The organism is Paludibacter sp., assembly GCF_009712605.1.
In the GTDB taxonomy this organism is placed as follows: Bacteria; Bacteroidota; Bacteroidia; order Bacteroidales; family Paludibacteraceae; genus Microbacter.
Genome location: NZ_WASO01000003.1, coordinates 311,724 through 330,078, shown reverse-complemented (window position 1 = coordinate 330,078; position 18,355 = coordinate 311,724). Strand labels below are relative to the sequence as shown.

17 protein-coding genes are annotated in these 18,355 nt (G+C 42.6%); 8 read left to right on the top strand and 9 right to left on the bottom strand.

Translation table 11 applies throughout. The features are described 5' to 3' along the window. Window positions 1-157 precede the first annotated feature (157 nt). The 3 genes from F8N35_RS14560 to F8N35_RS05415 all read left to right on the top strand — a co-directional run bounded on the left by F8N35_RS14560 (window position 158) and on the right by F8N35_RS05415 (window position 2,998). A complete protein-coding gene (locus tag F8N35_RS14560; protein ID WP_363928362.1) occupies window positions 158-484 on the top strand; it encodes a DDE-type integrase/transposase/recombinase in 327 nt (108 codons plus the stop codon). A 64-nt stretch (window positions 485-548) separates the two neighbouring features. After that, window positions 549-782, top strand: a complete 234-nt coding sequence (locus F8N35_RS05420) for an IS3 family transposase (RefSeq protein ID WP_293050316.1) — start codon at window positions 549-551, stop codon at window positions 780-782. 110 nt (window positions 783-892) lie between these two features. Next, on the top strand, window positions 893-2,998 hold the full coding sequence (locus tag F8N35_RS05415; RefSeq protein ID WP_293050315.1) for a hypothetical protein: 2,106 nt from the start codon (window positions 893-895) through the stop codon (window positions 2,996-2,998). Between the two features lie 231 nt (window positions 2,999-3,229). Here F8N35_RS05415 and F8N35_RS05410 read toward each other — a convergent pair whose 3' ends face one another. The 4 genes from F8N35_RS05410 to F8N35_RS05395 form a co-directional block, all read right to left on the bottom strand. Beyond that, a complete protein-coding gene (locus F8N35_RS05410) occupies window positions 3,230-3,583 on the bottom strand; it encodes a hypothetical protein (RefSeq protein WP_293050314.1) in 354 nt (117 codons plus the stop codon). After that, on the bottom strand, window positions 3,580-4,179 hold the full coding sequence (locus F8N35_RS05405) for a hypothetical protein (RefSeq protein ID WP_293050313.1): 600 nt from the start codon (window positions 4,177-4,179) through the stop codon (window positions 3,580-3,582). The genes F8N35_RS05410 and F8N35_RS05405 overlap by 4 nt, the downstream gene beginning before the upstream one ends. Before the next feature lie 82 nt (window positions 4,180-4,261). Further along, on the bottom strand, window positions 4,262-4,870 hold the full coding sequence (locus F8N35_RS05400; RefSeq protein ID WP_293050312.1) for a Crp/Fnr family transcriptional regulator: 609 nt from the start codon (window positions 4,868-4,870) through the stop codon (window positions 4,262-4,264). Further along, a complete protein-coding gene (locus F8N35_RS05395) occupies window positions 4,857-6,638 on the bottom strand; it encodes an aminopeptidase P family protein (RefSeq protein WP_293050311.1) in 1,782 nt (593 codons plus the stop codon). Before F8N35_RS05395 ends, F8N35_RS05400 begins: the two co-directional genes overlap by 14 nt. Before the next feature lie 105 nt (window positions 6,639-6,743). Here F8N35_RS05395 and F8N35_RS05390 point away from each other — a divergent pair, with 105 nt between their 5' ends. From F8N35_RS05390 to F8N35_RS05370, 5 genes are all read left to right on the top strand, one after another. Then, complete coding sequence (locus tag F8N35_RS05390) at window positions 6,744-7,184, top strand: nucleoside deaminase (protein WP_293050310.1); 441 nt, start codon at window positions 6,744-6,746, stop codon at window positions 7,182-7,184. A 41-nt stretch (window positions 7,185-7,225) separates the two neighbouring features. Further along, the gene (locus F8N35_RS05385) at window positions 7,226-7,909 is read left to right on the top strand and encodes a 2-C-methyl-D-erythritol 4-phosphate cytidylyltransferase (RefSeq protein ID WP_293050309.1); all 684 of its coding nucleotides are present in this window, start codon (window positions 7,226-7,228) and stop codon (window positions 7,907-7,909) included. A gap of 26 nt (window positions 7,910-7,935) precedes the next feature. Further along, entirely contained in the window at window positions 7,936-10,035 is a 2,100-nt protein-coding gene (gene recG, locus F8N35_RS05380) for an ATP-dependent DNA helicase RecG (protein ID WP_293050308.1), read from the top strand. A gap of 81 nt (window positions 10,036-10,116) precedes the next feature. Continuing rightward, the gene (ndk, locus tag F8N35_RS05375) at window positions 10,117-10,581 is read left to right on the top strand and encodes a nucleoside-diphosphate kinase (protein ID WP_293050307.1); all 465 of its coding nucleotides are present in this window, start codon (window positions 10,117-10,119) and stop codon (window positions 10,579-10,581) included. A gap of 18 nt (window positions 10,582-10,599) precedes the next feature. Beyond that, entirely contained in the window at window positions 10,600-11,436 is an 837-nt protein-coding gene (locus tag F8N35_RS05370; RefSeq protein ID WP_293050306.1) for a M23 family metallopeptidase, read from the top strand. A gap of 287 nt (window positions 11,437-11,723) precedes the next feature. On the opposite strand, the gene F8N35_RS05365 is transcribed toward F8N35_RS05370, so the two are convergent. Genes F8N35_RS05365 through F8N35_RS05345 form a run of 5 tightly spaced genes read right to left on the bottom strand, consistent with a single transcriptional unit; the run spans window position 11,724 to window position 17,982 of the window. After that, window positions 11,724-13,937: a RelA/SpoT family protein gene (locus tag F8N35_RS05365; protein WP_293050305.1), complete on the bottom strand. Its 2,214-nt coding sequence runs from the start codon at window positions 13,935-13,937 to the stop codon at window positions 11,724-11,726. A gap of 16 nt (window positions 13,938-13,953) precedes the next feature. Further along, window positions 13,954-14,712, bottom strand: a complete 759-nt coding sequence (locus F8N35_RS05360) for an SDR family NAD(P)-dependent oxidoreductase (RefSeq protein WP_293050304.1) — start codon at window positions 14,710-14,712, stop codon at window positions 13,954-13,956. 9 nt (window positions 14,713-14,721) lie between these two features. After that, window positions 14,722-15,948 carry an HD domain-containing protein gene (locus tag F8N35_RS05355; RefSeq protein WP_293050303.1) on the bottom strand — a complete coding sequence of 409 codons (1,227 nt, stop codon included), beginning with the start codon at window positions 15,946-15,948 and terminating at the stop codon, window positions 14,722-14,724. 30 nt (window positions 15,949-15,978) lie between these two features. Then, window positions 15,979-17,049 (bottom strand): RluA family pseudouridine synthase, encoded by a 1,071-nt coding sequence (locus tag F8N35_RS05350; RefSeq protein WP_293050302.1) that lies wholly within the window; start codon window positions 17,047-17,049, stop codon window positions 15,979-15,981. A gap of 27 nt (window positions 17,050-17,076) precedes the next feature. Then, window positions 17,077-17,982 (bottom strand): PASTA domain-containing protein, encoded by a 906-nt coding sequence (locus F8N35_RS05345; RefSeq protein ID WP_293050301.1) that lies wholly within the window; start codon window positions 17,980-17,982, stop codon window positions 17,077-17,079. Window positions 17,983-18,355 lie beyond the last annotated feature (373 nt).

Sequence of the window (18,355 nt, the reverse complement as noted above, 5' to 3'; positions counted from 1 at the left end):
CTTTGGTTGAGGCAAGCGGGAGCAATACAAAGAAGAAGCAAAAGACAAGATCCGCGAAACCTATTTTGGTTAACATCAACGCTATGGGAGTCTCAGGATTGCCGTTGAACTAACAAAGGTCGGTTATGCTATCTCACAAACAACAGTATCCTAGCGGATGCGAGAAAAGAGTATACGAAGTAAAATTGGTAAGAAATTTGTCGTGACCACCGACTCAAAGCATACCGATCCCATTGCTCAGAGCATCTTAAACCGTGATTTCCGAACAGCGTCTCCAGGTGAGAAATGTGTATCATACATCACTTATATTCAAAACTTTGAAGGATTTATTTATCTAACCACAGTGTTGGACTTGTATGAAAGGAAGATCATTGGTTGGTGCCTGAGTAAAGGAATGACAACCATCCAAACGGTACTCCCGGCGTTAAAAGATGCTATAGCTGACCGGAAACAAAAAAAAAGAGATGTTGTTCCATTCCGATAGGAGTGTCCAATCTTGTAGCAAGCAAACGGTAAATTACTTGAATGCCTATCAGTTCAAGCAAAGTATGAATCGCAAAGGAAATTGTTGGGATAATGCTGTGGCTGAGAGTTTCTTTAAGACGTTTAAATCAGAATTGATTTATGGGTGTAAATTGAAAGCAATAGAACAACTACGTGTGGAAATCTTTGAGTACATAGAATGCTGGTACAATAAAAAAAGAAGACATTGGATCCTTGGAAATCTGACAGTTGATGAATTTAATTCTGAGCAAAACAATTCTAATAAATATGTAGCTTAACTTTTTATCCGATAATGATTAGGAAGTCCATATTTTTAATTCTAATTCTTTTAGGAGTATTTTTACTTTACCTGATTCTAGATTTCACATCCTATCCAAAATCATTGGATGTGGCATTTCAAAAAGCAGGGAACAATCAATCTGAACTTAAAAAAGTAATCAGACATTATTCTCATCGTGAAGCAGATTCGTTGAAGCTGAAAGCAGCTATTTTTTTGATAGAGAACATGGATGTTCATTATTCTTATCAGAGTAATCAGTGGGAAAAATTTCAGGTGGAACTTGATAGACTGTTTAAAAAAGAGCATGAAGAATCGAAACTAAAACAAGGTTTTGATAGCATCTCTAAAAAATACGACTTGTCAGATGTTATCTATTTATCTGATTTGAATACAATTAAAGCCAAGTTCTTGATACGAAACATTGATTATGCTTTCGAGAAATGGAAAACACCATATGCCAATCATCTTACTTTTAATGAATTTTGCGAATACATTCTACCATATAGAGCTGGGAATGAACCTTTAGAAAATTGGCAAGAGTTATTTAATAAACAATACATTCCTCAGGTTTTTTTTCAGGCCCCAAAAGACGTAAAAAATTCTGTATCGTCCGAAAATATTTGTAAGGCTTTAAGAGTATTGAAAGAGGGGTGTTTATATTTTCCACCTCAAAGTGTACCTGATTTTAACGTTCATATGTTGTTGACCGCAAAAGCAGCTACTTGCCGACAATATTGTTCAAAAATAAGTCTTGCTGCCCGATGTATTGGAGTACCTGTTGTGCTTGACTATACTCCCCAATGGGCTAACCGAAGTATGGGGCACGAATGGAATTCTTTAATCACTAAAAATGGAAAACCATTGAATTTTGGCATTCAAGATACTTGTGAATTGGGAAAACATATTGAATTAATACCCGATAGGATTCCCCCAAAAGTATATCGTAGGACTTTCGCCAAGCAGAAAAACAGCTTAGCAATGATTCATGGTTTGGAAGAAATACCCCCGACATTGTTGTCGCCCTGTATAAAAGATGTAACCAAAGAATACTATCAGACTGCGAATGTCCCTGTGAAATTTAATTTCAATCCACCAGCCAATCATCGGTTTGCTTACCTTGCTGTGTTTAATAATCATGATTGGATTCCCGTATGTTGGGCAAAAACGGCCAATTGTAAAGCAGTATTTAAAGATTTGCATAGAAGCATTCTCTGTGTGCCCGGTTATTATTTTAATATGAATTTTATACCTTCGGCGTACCCAATCATTATTGATAGTTTAGGAAAAGTATCTGAAATTATTCCGGATTTGAATAAAAAGCAAACCATCGTCTTGAATCGAAAATATCAAACAAACCTGTTGAATGAATATTGCAAAGGAATGGTTGGCGGTAAGTTTCAGGTGTCAAAAGATTCAAATTTTGCCCATTTCGTTGATTTATATACCATAAAAGAAAAACCCGAAGCGAGTTACCAAATAGTAAATTTAAAGCAACCGAAGAGTTATAAATATTTCAGATACATAGCTCCTAGACGATCAATCTGCAATGTAGCAGAAATAGAATTATATGAATCGAATTCCGATTCAAAACTTGCAGGTAAAATCACAGGAGGATGTCTTACAAAGTTTGACTTGGGAGATACTGAAAAATATCAGTTATCAAAAGTTCCATTCTATATACGAAGAACAGCGAATGAAAATATAAATTATCAAATATTAGCATCTCCACCATTGAATGCGTCCAAAATTCTAAAATTTCCATTGCTCAAACAAACTGACGAAAACTTAACATTAAACAAAACTAATCAGTCCGAATTGAACAGGAAGAAGCTAAACAATATAAAGAAAAATCATCCTGCTTTTCCGGACTCTTGTTCAGTTAATGTTTTTGATGGAGATGTCCTTACATATTATGCCTGGTCGCATAAGGAATATGTGTGGGCTGGGATGGAATTTAATTCACCAAAGCAAATCAAAAAAATAATTTACTTGCCCCGAAATGATGATAACTGTATTCGTAACGGGGAATTATACGAGCTTTTTTATTGGAATAATAAATGGGTGTCGTTGGGTCAGCAAACGGGGTCAAGTAAAACGTATAAATTAACCTACAAGAACGTCCCTACCCATGCGCTTTTCCTATTGCGGAATCTAACAAAAGGGACGGAAGAGCGAATCTTTACATATGAAAATGGGAAACAAGTATGGTGGTAGAGTATGACAGTTGACAATCAGCATGTGTTATTTTTGTGAATTTTCTCGCTATGCGAGGATTGTTTCAAATTTTTATCCAACGCCGATCATCAGCGAGTATCCGTTCCACCTCTTCATTTCGAATATCCGCGGTATGAAACGGAACCCGCAACGTTCTTCTTGCAACAATCGAATGCAAATCAAATTCCGAAGGACGAGCCCGCTTTAGAATCACAACAGCAACACATGCTGTTAGCTCAGAGTGCGGCAACCCTGCACCTCTGTGGCATACCCCAAAGCTCCGGCCGCTAAATCAAGGTTTTCGATAAACGCTCCGAGAGAAATATACAATTCGCGCTTTTTGGGATCAATCACGTTCAAGACACGTGTAGTATCGACCAAGACCCTTATTTCACGATCATTCAAAACCTCTGCTTTCCAGGGTTGAGTATTATGCGAGCTTCCTGCCAACGTAGCATAATAAATTACCTTGTGCATATCGTCAGCACCAACCGATAACGGACTCCTTGCTCCTATGTTGGTTTTGCACGAAGCCAGAGCAACAATTGCAGTAATCATAAGTACAAACCGAACCATCTTCATCATCTCGATTTGCTCCACAAACGAGCTCCTAATCTCAATACCGGAGAGAAATCGGCTCCGGGAATAGTATAACGAGCTGTTTCAAAATCGATGCTGTTCCTTTTTCTGAGATAGAGATGAAGTCCAGGTTGAATATAAAAGACGTTTCCAATAAAGAACTGATAGCTGAGCCCCAGTCCGGTATCTATGCTGAAAAGATTTTTTCGTATACCCGTGCTGCGCTGCTCTATCTCAAAAGTATGTAATTCGAGATAAGAGTAGAGTTCGAGGTTGCGCCAAACATTATACCCGAAGAAAAAACCGGGCGACGTCTTGTAGAAACGTTTAAAGTCGTTCGAGGAGTTATTAATACCGGCTTTCTCGGCGTCATAACTACCACCGTTAATTACACTGAGTCGTATACGAAACCTGTCGAAGCGGTATCCGATCCCGACATGAAATCCGCCGGTAATAAACATCGGCACAAGACTTTCGACCTCAATAGCCGATTTCACATTCCACGTTCTGGTCGGAGCAGCTATTTTTATCGAATCACTTTGCGCCCAAAGACCTAACGAGGAGAGCATCAACATCACACATAAAAAAAATCTCTTTTTCATAACTTGTAAACTTTGATTTTAACGATGCAAAGTTCCGTTATAAAAAAGAGATTCTTCTCCGCAAATGTTACCAAATCAGGGGCTAAGTAAGTTTTCCCCGGATGCGGCTGAGTGACTTGGGCGCAACACCCAGATAATTGGCAATATGATATAAAGGCAAACGCTTGACGGCCGCCGGATAGTCCCGTAATAATTTGAGATAACGCTCTTCCGCCGATAAAATCTGCAAGTCGAGACTCAATTGCACCAACCGAACATAGGCCTGCTCTATGAGGATACGGCCGAGATGTTCCATTTTCGGAATCTGCCGATACAATTCATTCAAATCAGATTCTGCGATAATGACTACTTCCGTAGGTTCAATGGCTTTGATGTTGAGGTGAGAGGGAGTTTGGCTCAAACGGCTTCTGTTATCGGTCACCCAACTGCCTTCAAGTGCAAAATCGGTGGTAATTTCCTCCCCTTTCTCGCTGAGAGAATAGTAAACCACAGCGCCGGAAAGAATAAAAATCAAATAATTACATACCGATCCCTCCTTCAACAGCAGCTCATTTTTACTAAAAGAGCGCACCCTGACACAAGCCCGCAGTTGATTCCACTCTTCTTCGGTCAACGACACCTGAGCATCAATAGCCTGCCTCAACAGAAAAAGATCAACGCCATCCATACCTTTCAATTCAAATTGCAGCACATTTTTGTTTTAGCCACGCCTTTTCGTCTTCACTCAGAAGAGGACTGACTCTTTCGTAAACCATTTGATGATACTCGTTAAGCCATACTTTTTCTTCTCCGCTCAACAAAGAAGTATCCAATGCCTTTGTATCGAAAGGAAAAAGAGTTAATGTTTCAAACTGATAAAATTGCCCGAACTCCGTTTTTTCCCCCTCAACGACTGTTACCAAATTCTCGGAACGGATGCCATGTTTACCCGAGCGATACAGACCAGGTTCGTTTGAAATAACCATGCCCGGAACCAATTGCGTAGGATTTTCGTCCATGCGAATACTTTGAGGTCCTTCATGAACACAAAGGAAATGTCCTACGCCATGTCCGGTTCCGTGCCCGTAGTTCCAGCCGCGATCCCACAAAGCCTTCCGTGCCAGAATATCAAGCTGCGATCCGCGTGTTCCCTGCGGAAACCTCGCCATACCAAGAGCAATATGGCCTTTCAGCACAAGCGTAAAATCGAGTCTTTCTTCTTCCGTAAGAGCTCCCAGCGAAACAGTGCGAGTGATGTCTGTCGTACCGTCAAGGTATTGTCCTCCCGAATCGAGCAGCAAAAAGCCTTCCGGTTGCAGAGTGGCATTGCTTTCTTCGGTAGCAGAGTAGTGCACAATGGCACCATGATCTTTATACCCGGCTATCGTTCCAAAGCTTTCACCTTTAAACAATGGTTGCTCGGCTCTGAATTTGCACAATTGTTCGGCAATACTCAATTCCGTCAACTTCCCCGAAGTAATATTTGCTTCAAGCCACATAAAGAAACGGGTCAACGCAGCCCCATCTTTAATCATAGCATTGCGGGTTCCAGCCAATTCGATGCTGTTTTTTATCGCCTTGGTGTAGAAAATCGGAGACGGCACACTAATAACTGTAGAGTGAGAAGGAATGTCCTGATAAAGTGCAAAGTTTGTTTTACTCTTATCGATCATCACCTTAGAATGAACATGAAGCGTTGCCACATATTCAAATACAGCATTATAGGGAGCTATGTCAACACCTTCGTCGGCAAGCATAGCCGCTACATTGTGTGATATTTTTGAGGGGTTAACAAACAGCGTGGCTTTTTGCCTGTCAATAGCACCAAAAGCAATGGCTACCGGATTATAATCTACGTCAGAACAACGGATATTGAAAATCCATGCTATTTCATCCAAGGCCGTAAACAAGTAAGTATCCACTCCTTTTTTAGTCATGATTTCTCGGATACCGGCAATTTTATCCTTAGCACTTTTGCCGGAATATTCAACCGAAAAAATCATAACCGGAGCATCAGGCAAAGCAGGCCGGTCTCTCCAAAGTGACTTAATAAAATCAACGTCAGTTACCAACATCAGGCCGACAGCTGTCAATTCGTTCTGCAAATTTTCGACAGCGCTCACCGAAAACAGCAAGGGATTAATGCCCACTTTACTACCGGCTGGCAAAACCTGCCCCAACCAGGCTGTAATCGAAGGAGTTTCGGGCAAGCCGTCTTTGAACAAAGCGATACCGGTTCCCTGCAATTGCAAGTCAGCTTGCAGAAAATAACGGGAGTCGGTCCACAGACCAGCTTCTTTTTCGGTCACCACAACAGTCCCCGCCGAACCTGTAAAGCCAGATATCCATTGACGTTCTTTCCAATAATCGGCGACATATTCACTGGCATGAGGATCGGTACTCGGAATGATGGTTGCAGCCACTCCTCTGGTGGCCATCTTCTGACGCAACGCGGCTAATCTGGATGGTATTGTTGGCATAGTTACTTAGTTATAATGGATTGATAGAAGACACAAAAGTACGTTTTTTATTGGCAAAGAAGATTCCGGAAGTACAATTTCATAAAAATTACTACCTTTGTTTTTATGTTTGATGACAATTACTTTATGAAGCAAGCTCTGGCAGAAGCTAAGAAAGCTCAGTCTCTGGGTGAAATTCCAATTGGGGCTGTCGTGGTATGCCAAAACCAAATCATTGCCCGTGCCGGAAATCAGACAGAAACATTAAATGATGTCACGGCTCATGCCGAAATGCTTGCAATCACAGCCGCCGCAAATACGCTGGGAGGAAAATACCTCACGGAATGTACTCTCTATGTCACGGTTGAACCTTGCGTTATGTGCGCAGGAGCACTTTCATGGGCACAGATAGGACGCATTGTTTATGGTGCCCACGATGAGAAACGGGGGTATCATGTCTATGCTGCCGATGCCCTACACCCAAAAACAGCTGTACTGGGTGGTGTGATGGAAACTGAATGTGCAGAACTTATGACCCGCTTTTTTCGGAACAAACGTTCTAAATAAAGGGAAGAACCAAACTATACCAGAAATAATCCAAAATCAAAGTGAAACGTTATGCCATTATTGTTGCCGGAGGCAAAGGTGAAAGGATGAACTCCGACCTTCCGAAGCAATTTATTCAACTCAGAGGAATTCCTCTTTTAATGCACACTATCAAAGCCTTTTACGACTACGATTCTCTCATCCAACTAATTATTGTTTTGCCTGCTAATCAGATTAGCCTATGGAAAGAACTGTGCAACGAACATAGCTTTGCTATTCCTCACGAAATCGTTCAGGGCGGTGAAACCCGTTTTTCATCTGTCAAAAATGGGTTGGTTGCCATCAAGGAAAAATGCATTATCGCAGTCCATGATGGAGTTCGCCCGCTGGTAAATAGCCAAACGCTTGAAAACTGTTTCTCCACGGCAGAACGTTATGGCACAGCTGTTCCTGTATATGCCATTGTCGACAGTCTGAGAAAAACCGAGAACAACACCAATTTTGCAGTCGAACGAAATCAGTATTTTACCGTACAAACACCACAGGTCTTTCAGTCTTCTATTCTGAAGATAGCCTACAACCAGACCTATGAAGAACGGTTTACGGACGACGCTACCGTTGTCGAGTCGTTAGGAATTGAGCTAAATCTGGTGGAAGGAAACCGGGATAACATCAAAGTCACCACGCCTCCGGATCTAAAAATCGCCGAAGTGCTTTTGTCGGAAAGAGAGTCGATAATTTCTTAACTTCGTAACTGAAGAGATTTTACGGAATGATTAATCTTGCATCGAATGAATTAAAGTATTTAACCGGAGTTGGTCCCAAACGGGCAGAAATGCTAAACAAAGAACTCAGCATTCTTACCTTTGAGGATCTGCTCTATTATTTTCCATACAAATACATTGACCGAAGCAAGTTCTACACAATACGCGAACTACAGAGCGACTCTGCATATATTCAGTTAAAAGGCAAAATTACCCGTTTTGAAACAATAGGAACCGGCCCGTCCCAACGCCTGACGGCATCATTCACAGACGGAACCGGCACCATAGAACTGGTTTGGTTCAAAGGTGTTCGTTTTGTTTTAGACCAATATAAAGTCAACACAGAATATATTGTTTTCGGGAAGCCCTCTCTCTTCAACGGACATATTAATATAGCGCATCCCGAAATTGAGAAAATAGCGGATACGGCGGGAAAAGAAAAAATTGTCCTTCAGGGATTTTACAACACCACAGAGAAAATGAAATCCAATTTTCTGAATTCCAAAGCAATTCAGAAAATCATTTTCAACCTCATTTCTTCTTTACAGGAAAGAGTACCCGAAACATTGCCCGGATACCTCGTTAAGCAATTTAAGCTACTGCCGCTGCACGAAGCGTTGGTAAACATCCATTTCCCCTCAAGCGCTACACAACTATCAAAAGCCCGTCAGCGCCTGAAATTTGAAGAACTGTTCTACATTCAGCTCTCGTTACTACGCACCGTCAAATTACGCAACCAACAATCCGTTGGATTCAGGTTTGCTCATGTCGGCGAACATTTCAATCAATTTTACAAGCAATTTCTCTCGTTTGAACTTACCAACGCCCAGAAAAAAGTCATCCGCGAAATACGCGCCGACGTTGGCAGTGGTAAGCAAATGAATCGTTTACTTCAGGGTGATGTTGGAAGTGGTAAAACGCTGGTTGCCCTCATGGTAATGCTTTTAGCCATTGACAATGGTTTCCAGGCCTGCATAATGGCTCCAACCGAAATACTTGCCACACAGCACTTCGAAACCATTTCTGCATTTTTATCAGGGATGACCTTAAACGTCGGGCTTCTTACCGGATCTACCAAGAAAAAAGATAGAGTACAACTCCACGAGCAACTCCAGTCCGGAGAATTACAAATTCTCATCGGGACACATGCGTTGTTGGAAGATAATGTACAATTCAATAATCTCGGACTGGTTGTAATTGACGAGCAGCATCGCTTCGGCGTTGCCCAGCGAGCCAAACTGTGGGCAAAAAACGATCAGGCTCCTCACATTCTGGTTATGACAGCCACCCCCATCCCCCGCACACTGGCAATGACAATCTACGGGGATCTCGATGTGTCCGTGATTGACGAGCTTCCTCCCGGCCGAAAACCGATACAGACATATCATTATTATGAGAACAAGCGAAATTCTGTTTATCGTTTTATCCGCAAAGAAATTGAAGAAGGGCGACAAATCTACATCGTATATCCTCTTATAGAAGAGTCGGAAAAACTTGATTTCCAAAACCTGACAGAAGGATTCGATCAGGTAAAAGAAGCATTTCCCGAGTACCGGATTAGCATGGTTCACGGAAAACTCAAGCCGGCAGAGAAAGATGAAGCTATGCGCAAATTTGCCTCCGGCGACACACAAATCATGGTTGCGACAACCGTAATAGAAGTGGGAGTGAATGTTCCCAACGCTTCCGTTATGATTATTGAAAGTGCACAACGATTCGGATTGTCGCAATTGCATCAGTTACGGGGACGCGTGGGCCGCGGTGCCGATCAGTCATACTGTGTTTTGCTCACGCCATTTGAATTAGGCAAAGACACAAAAAAACGCATGGAAATAATGACCCGCACCAATGACGGTTTCGAAATTGCAGAAGCAGACCTGAAAATGCGGGGTCCCGGCGATATTGAAGGAACCCAACAAAGCGGGCTGCCATTCAACCTGCGAATAGCTGATTTGGCTCATGATTCGCAAATGTTGCAATTCGCCAGAAACGTAGCCAACGACATACTTGACCATGATCCGTTACTTCAACACCCCGAACACCTCATACTCACTAAACAATTACAAAAAAAACAAAAAGAAGCCGTCGACTGGAAAAAAATCAGCTAAATTCAGTTTTAAAAGTTTGGATTTGTCGATTTTAATTTGTTACTTTGACCTGAAATTAGTGCAATAGCCACTTAATCAGCCATGGAGAGAACACTTATAATTCTAAAACCCAGCGCATTAGAAAGAGGCATTCTTGGCGAAGTAATAAGCAGATTTGAAAAAAAAGGACTTTACTTCACCGGATTAAAAATGATGCAACTTTCAGATGATATTCTGGTAGAACATTACTCCCATTTAGCTGATAAACCATTTTTCCCTTCCATCACAGCATCGATGAAGAGAACTCCGGTTATAATTGGCATTGTAGAGGGCAAAGACAGTATCCGTGTTGTCCGGCAAATGACCGGAGTTACCAATGGGCGGGAAGCCGCTCCGGGAACTATTCGCGGAGACTATAGCATGAGTAGATTAGAGAATATTATTCATGCATCCGATTCACAAGAATCAGCCCTAACGGAAATTAACCGTTTTTTCAGCCCGGAAGAAATTTTTTCGTATCAGTTGGCAGTAACACCTGTGTTGTATACTTCCGACGAATTACTCTAACCTATAAACCAAACAAGAATGAAGAAAGTATTCTTATTCACCCTTGTATGGCTATTTATGTGCGGTTTGGCAACTGAAAGCGTTTCTGCAAAGAAACGAGCGAAAGCGAAGCACGTGTATCATAAAGAAATAGCCGCAGTCGATGACGTACAACGTCAAATTAACGCGCTCAATTCATTGATGCAGCAAAAAATGCAACAGGAAGAAGACCCGTATGCTACAGAAGAAGATACGGAAGTTCCTGCAAGCGGGGTATACGAAACCTGGACCAACAGACGTATCAACCCGTACATGACTCCGATTGCAAAATTACCCGATTCTGTACGTATCAATCTTTCTCAATACGTTCCTCCGGTTGCAACCTTTATCACATCGCACTTCGGAATGCGTAAGTATCGTTTCCACTACGGAACCGACCTCAAACTTAATGTAGGAGATCCTGTCCACGCCGCTTTCAACGGCAAAGTACGTATCACAGGTTACGAAGCCGGCGGTTACGGAAACTATGTAGTTATTCGTCATGACAATGGGCTGGAAACTGTATACGGTCACTTATCAAAAGTTCTCGTTCACGAAAACCAACCACTTAAAGCTGGTGACGTACTTGGATTAGGCGGTAGCACCGGTCACTCTACCGGACCTCACCTCCACTTCGAAACCCGTTACTTAGGTAACGCTATCAATCCTGAAAAATTATTTGACTTTGCATATCATATGCCGATCAACGACATATATGTAATCAGAAAGGCCAGCTCTTTCGATTACCAATACGCAAAATCGTCTCATTCTTCTGCTTATAAGAAATACATCGCAAAAGCAGGGAAAAGCCACAAATCCAAACATCATCGCAGATAATTTGGTAAAGCAATAAAAAATAAGCCCTCATGCTTTCCGCATGAGGGCTTATTTTTTCATCTCGGATCAGATCAGGATATGCTCCCGCTGCCGCACGATTAGCGCAGCGTATCGTGTGGTCAAACCATACGGTGGAGCAAAGACGAAACAGTAATAGCTGGTCAGCAAAATGAGGAAGACAGGGTATGGCCACACGAGGGGACTCGTGCGGCAGCCGGGGTATAATTAACAGAAAAGAGCAGACCCGAAAGTCTGCTCTTTTTTAGTATTGTATTGTATATCCTTAATTAAAGACGTTCTGCACGGATCACGCCTTTGACACCTTGCAGTTTCTTTATCAACTGGGAGAGTTGAGCTACGTCGCTTACCATCACGGTAATGGTCCCCTCAAACATACCGTCGTGCGAATTGACGGATATAGAGCGCATCTGCACCCTGTTTTCCTTGGAGATAACCGAAGTGATGTTGCTTACAATGCCGATATCGTCTTTGCCAACAATACGCAGGGTAGCAAGGTCGAATTTACCCGATTTGCCGGCCCATTTCACATCGATAATGCGGTAATCAAACTTCTCCTTCAACTGCGAAGCATTGGGGCAGTCGTCGCGGTGAATTTTAATTCCTCCCGTTACCGAAACAAAGCCGAATACATTGTCGCCATAAATAGGGTTACAGCATTTAGCAAGCGAATACTGCACATTCTTCACATTGTCGCCGATCACCAGCACATCGTTCTCAGAAGTGATTTTTTCGAGGTCGGTCTGCTTCGAAAAGTTATCCACACTACGCAATGCGGCCAGTTCAGGTGTCTCTTCGTGCTTGTCAAGTTCGACAAGTTCTTCACAAAGATCAATTACATCCAACCTTTCATAAGAGATGGCCTGATAGAATTCGGACACGAACTTAAATCCGTGCTTACGCGCCAGCTTCATGATCTGTGCTTCGTCAAATTCCATCTTGCGGTTCTTCATGCGGCGTTGCAAAGCCTCACGACCCAAATCGGCGGCTTTGTTCTCTTCTTCCTTGAGCGACTGCTTAATCTTGGTACGAGCTTTAGAAGTGACCGCAATATTCAACCAGTCTCTTTTGGGCGATTGATTGGCCGAAGTAAGAATCTCCACCTGATCACCGTTGAGTAGAACATATTTCAACGGGACATTCCGTCCACCTACCTTGGCACCCACGCAGCGGCACCCCAGTCCCGAGTGAATAGCGAAGGCAAAGTCGAGCACGGTAGCTCCTTTTTTCAATTTATGAAGATCGCCGTTGGGCGTAAACACAAACACATCGTCGTCGTAGAGGTTGAGCTTGAAGTTATCCATCACCTCTTTGGAGTTCATCTCGGGATTTTCGAGGATGGTACGCAGGTTCTTCAACCATTCGTCCATACCACTCGATTCACTTTTAATGCCTTTGTATTTCCAATGAGCTGCCACCCCTTTTTCGGCAATTTCGTCCATGCGGCGGGTACGAATCTGCACCTCCACCCATTTGCCCTCATTGCCCATCACCGTGATATGCAACGATTCATAGCCGTTAGATTTGGGAATGGAAAGCCAATCGCGCAAACGCTTGGGATTGGGCATATACATGTCCGTCACGATGGAATAGACCTGCCAGCACTCCGACTTTTCTTTCTCAACAGGAGTATCAAGAATAATGCGAATCGCAAACAAATCGTAGATATTCTCGAAAGGAGTGTTCTGCTTTTTCATCTTGTTCCAAATCGAGTGAATCGACTTGGTTCTCCCTTTGATGTCGAACTTAAAACCGGCATCTTCGAGCTTTTTCTTCACCGGCTCGATAAACGACGCAATGTATTGATCGCGCGACCGCTTGGTTTCGTTGAGCTTATGGGCAATTTCCTTGTATATCTGAGGATTCGAATATTTGAGCGAAAGGTCTTCCAGTTCGGTTTTGATGGCATATAACCCCATACGGTGAGCCAGCGGCGCATAGAGATTAGATGCTTCGTGTGCCACCTTCAACCTCACTTCGTCATCGGCATGATCGCGGAGCGTCCGCATTGTATCCAGACGATCGGCAATCATGATAAGGATCACCCGCATGTCTTCGGCAAAGGTGAGCAACAACTGGCGGAAATTTTCGGTTTCGATGGCGCTGTTACGCTCATACAAATCTTGAGCACGACACAAGCCGTGAACGATAATAGAGACCGAAGGGCCAAACTGCTTTTCTATCGATTCGAGAGTTTCGGAACCTGCCAGCAAACTATCATACAATATCGTAGCCAAAATAGCAGAACGTCCCAGTCCGAATTCATTGACCAAAACCTGAGCCATCCTCAGGTGCTTGATCACACGGCGCGTGGGCATCACTTCGCCCTTTTCCAGCATTTTTGCAATCGACTGATACATCCATTGACGCGACAATTTAATATCCTCTTGTGTTAGGATATTATCGACTGCACGCAGCATTTCACGATAATGCCGCGCAACTTCTCGCCTCTCTTTTTCCGGAATTACTAATGGCTGTACCATAATGAGACTCGGTTTTTTACTCGTCAGTCCGGTTGTACACGTAGGTATTTGCCTGACGGGCAGGAGTTATAAAAATATCGTTGATATTGACATGAGCCGGGCGTGTGACGATGTATTCCACCGCATCGGCAATATCCTCGGCATTGAGCGGAGTAAGACCCTGATAAACGGCATCGGCCTTCGCCTGATCGCCGTGAAAACGCACCAGCGAAAATTCGGTTTCGGCAGCACCCGGAGAGATGGAACTCACCTTAATATTGTGCTTCAGCATATCGATGCGCATACCCTGAGTAATTGCGTTCACGGCATGTTTTGTGGCGCAGTACACGTTGCCAGAAGGATACACTTCGCGTCCGGCAATCGACGACAGGTTGATGATATGTCCTGATTTTGCAGCCACCATCAAAGGGGTAATATAACGACTGATGTAAAGCAATCCCTTCACGTTGGTATCTACCATTTTGTCCCAATCTTCGATGTCGAATTCGTTAAAAGGAGCCGAACCCGAGGCCAAACCGGCATTGTTTACAAGAATGTCAATCTTTTGCCATTCAGCAGGCAGGCTTTCCACCGCCTGGCGGCAGGCTTCCTTGTCCCGAATGTCGAAACAAAGGGGCAAAACATTCACCGAAAATTCATTTCGCAGGGTTTCGGCCAGTGAGTCGAGGCGTTCTTTTCTCCGACCGGTAATTATCACGTTGTAGCCCAACTTAGCCAATCGCAATGCAATTGCTTTCCCAAAACCCGCTGTTGTTCCGGTTATAAATGCGTTCATTTTTCCTAATTAATAAACAGGCCAGTAGCAGAGATAGTACTTTTTCACCTCTTTGCTTAGTACCTGCAGGTTAAACATATCGGATGCTTCGGTAATGTCCTTCACATCCCCATTATTATATTTTATCTGAATTCCTGCTTCATTCGGACTGTAGGCCTCATTAGCAACCTCTTCTACTGCCCAAAAATAATTCGCATCGTGTTCCGAAATGCCAAAATGCTCCTGATATTGAGCATTTAATTCATTACACTCTTGCCTGGAAAGCGGCTGCTCAAGTACTTTTACCTTAAACAAGCGCCTGTTGATAAAACCGCTACTTAAATTAGAAAGAACCACATCCGAATGATTCATCCAAACTTTCATGGCCGACAGAATATCGCTATCATCCAACAAAGCATAGTTTTCTAGCACTTCCGGACGTTGAAAGAAATCTTTCTTAGATATCGAGTTATACAAAAAGAAATGAAGCGAAGGAGAAGCAAACAGTTCCTGACCTTCCATTGCAAGTTCTTTTGCTCTTGTCAGGGCATAAATCATCAGTTTTTCGGCTGCAATAGACGTTTTGTGCAGATACACCTGCCAATACATCAAACGTCTGGCCATCAGGAACTTTTCAATAGAATATATTCCTTTTTCCTGTACTACCAAACGCCCTTTGTACAAGTCCATCATTTTGATGATCCGATCGGAGCCGATGGTTCCTTCCGTTACACCAGAATAAAAACTGTCGCGACGCAGGTAATCCAACCTGTCAACATCTAACTGACCAGAAACCAATTGATGCAAAAACACATGAGGATGCGTGCCATGAAATATCTTCAACGCATTATCAAGTTTTCCGTTTTCCTCTTTATTGATCTGCTGCATCATCAACAAAGAGATTTCTTCATGCGAAATATCTGATACTAAACTATTTTCAAGTACATGCGAAAAAGGAGCATGCCCAATATCGTGCAACAAAATGGCAGCCAATGCACCTTCACAGTCTTCCTTGTTTATTTCATAACCTAACTGGCGCAACTGAGTTATTGCTTCGCCCATCAGGTACATTGCACCTAAAGAATGTTGAAACCGGGTATGTTGCGTCCCGGGATAAACAAACGACGACATTCCCAACTGTTTTATACGGGATAATCGTTGTAAATAAGGGTGCTGAATCAGATCATACAGAAGTTCGGTCGGTATATTAATAAAACCGAAAACAGGATCATTTATTATTTTTCGCTTGTTTCTCATAGTGCCAAAATAATGCATCAAAAGATTGAATTAATTAATCTGCGAATCTCTTCCTGCAATGTATACCCTCCATCTCTCCAACACTTGTTGCATGTCTTCGGGTATGTCACTATCAAAATACATCTCTTCCTTGGTGACCGGATGTACAAAGCCCAACGTTTTAGCATGAAGCGCCTGTCGAGGGCATACTTCAAAACAGTTCTTCACAAATTGTTTATACTTTGCAAATTGGGTCCCTTTCAAAATTTCATGTCCTCCATATCGCTCATCGTTAAAAAGAGGATGTCCGATATACTTCATATGGGCACGAATCTGATGTGTCCTTCCCGTTTCGAGCCTGCATTCCACTAGTGTCACATAACCCAGGCGTTCCAACACCCGATAATGAGTAACCGCGTGCTTACCATATTCACCGTCGGGGAATACATCCATTTTTTGCCGATCCCTGATACTCCTGCCAACATGGCCGACAATAGTTCCGTTGTCATTCTCAACAGTTCCCCACACTAAAGCCCAATAAAGTCGTTTGGTTGTTTTATGAAAAAACTGTGCTCCCAGCAACGTTTTTGCCTCCTCGGTCTTCGCAATCACCAATAGTCCGGAGGTATCTTTATCGATCCGGTGAACCAGTCCCAACCGTGGATCATTAGGATTGAAGCGAGGATTATCCTTCATGTAATAGGCCAAGGCGTTGAGCAACGTACCATCAAAGTTCCCGTGTCCCGGATGCACAACCAAGCCCGCAGGTTTATTTACAACCAACAGGCTATCATCTTCGTAAACAATATTTAGAGGAATATTTTCGGGAGTTATTTCTACATCACGTGGCGGGTGTGTCATCATGATGGAAATAATGTCATTGGGCTTGACACGGTAGTTCGATTTTACCGCAGTGCCATTGACCAGAATTGCTCCGGCTGATGCTGCATCCTGAATGCGATTCCGGGAAACATTCTGGATTCTGTCAACCAGAAATTTGTCTATACGTACTAAGGTTTGACCTTTATCTGCAACAAAACGAAAATGCTCAAAAAGTTCTTGCCCCGGAGTTTCGTCCAGTTCATCCAATTCGTCTTGATCAACTTCAAAATCATTGGTCATAATCCGGGATATTGACATTCAGATTTGTCAGAAGAATTTTTCAATATCTTCCTTCTTTTTCTTTTTTTCTTCCTTTTTGGGAGCTACTGCCGGAGTTGTTTTTGCAGGAGCAGGTGTCGAAACATCCTCTGTAGCAACTTTACCTTTTTCCTTTGTCAACCAAAGAGTAATAGCTTTACCGGAAGGAACAGAGTCATTAGCTGCCGGCGATTGCTTATATACAATATAATTCGCCTTATCCTGTTCATTTGTTGGTTCCACATCAAAATTTGTTGCCCCGATAGAAAGCATGTGGCTATTTATCAACCGGGTAGCTTGTTCCAATGTCAGTGACTGCACATCAGGCATCAACTGATTTCCGTCTTCATCCGTAGATGTTCGTCCAACCACAAGTATCACACCACTGCCCGCCGGTATCTTCTGCCCCGGAGTCAAAGTCTGACCGTTATATTTTATATCTCGCACCAAATCGCTGTATTCCGATGGCACATATTCAACTCCCATCACTTTAATTCCCATGCTTTCCAACAACGATTGTGCATGGCGTAAAGACAGATCGCGCACATCGGGCAATGCAACACCCGGAGGCATTTTGGCATTAATCGTTATGTAAATACTTCGATACGATTTTATCTTAGATCCACCAATAGGAGATTGCTCCATAACCATACCCGGAGCTTTGTCCGGCTTATATACCGAGTCTATCACCTGATACTGCATTCCCCTATTATCCAGCAACTTTGCTGCATCTTCCAGTTTCAAACCACACAAATTCGGTACGGTCTCTGCCTCTCCATGGTGAGTGTAGAATTGAAGCATAAAAAGGACGAACATCAATAAGGCAACGAGTATCGTTGCTGCGTAAAACACGTTTTTCAGAATCAAACTGCCTTTTATAAAACCAAGAAATTGAGAAAAGTGCTTCTTATCCATAGCGTTAGGGAAGTGTATATTTTATCCTACAAAAGTAGCTATTTTTCCGTTAAGAACTCTACCTGTATCTCCATTTCTTCTTCTTTGACGACTCAATCACTATTTCAGCAATCCTTCGCAACAATAAAATTCAGTTATATTAAATATCAAAGTCCTGTTTGCGTGCCAATTACGGAGAGACGGCATAACCTACACAGGACTAAATCAATTGACATATACAACTAATTTTCAATATCTTATTGATATATTTTATAGAAAAAATATAGCTCATTCCAATTAATGTTCATATCTTTGCACGCTTTATTTTAACTTAATTGTTAAAATCCCCTCTAAAATGGGGCGAGCCATCATTACTCTGTTGAAAGTATTACTC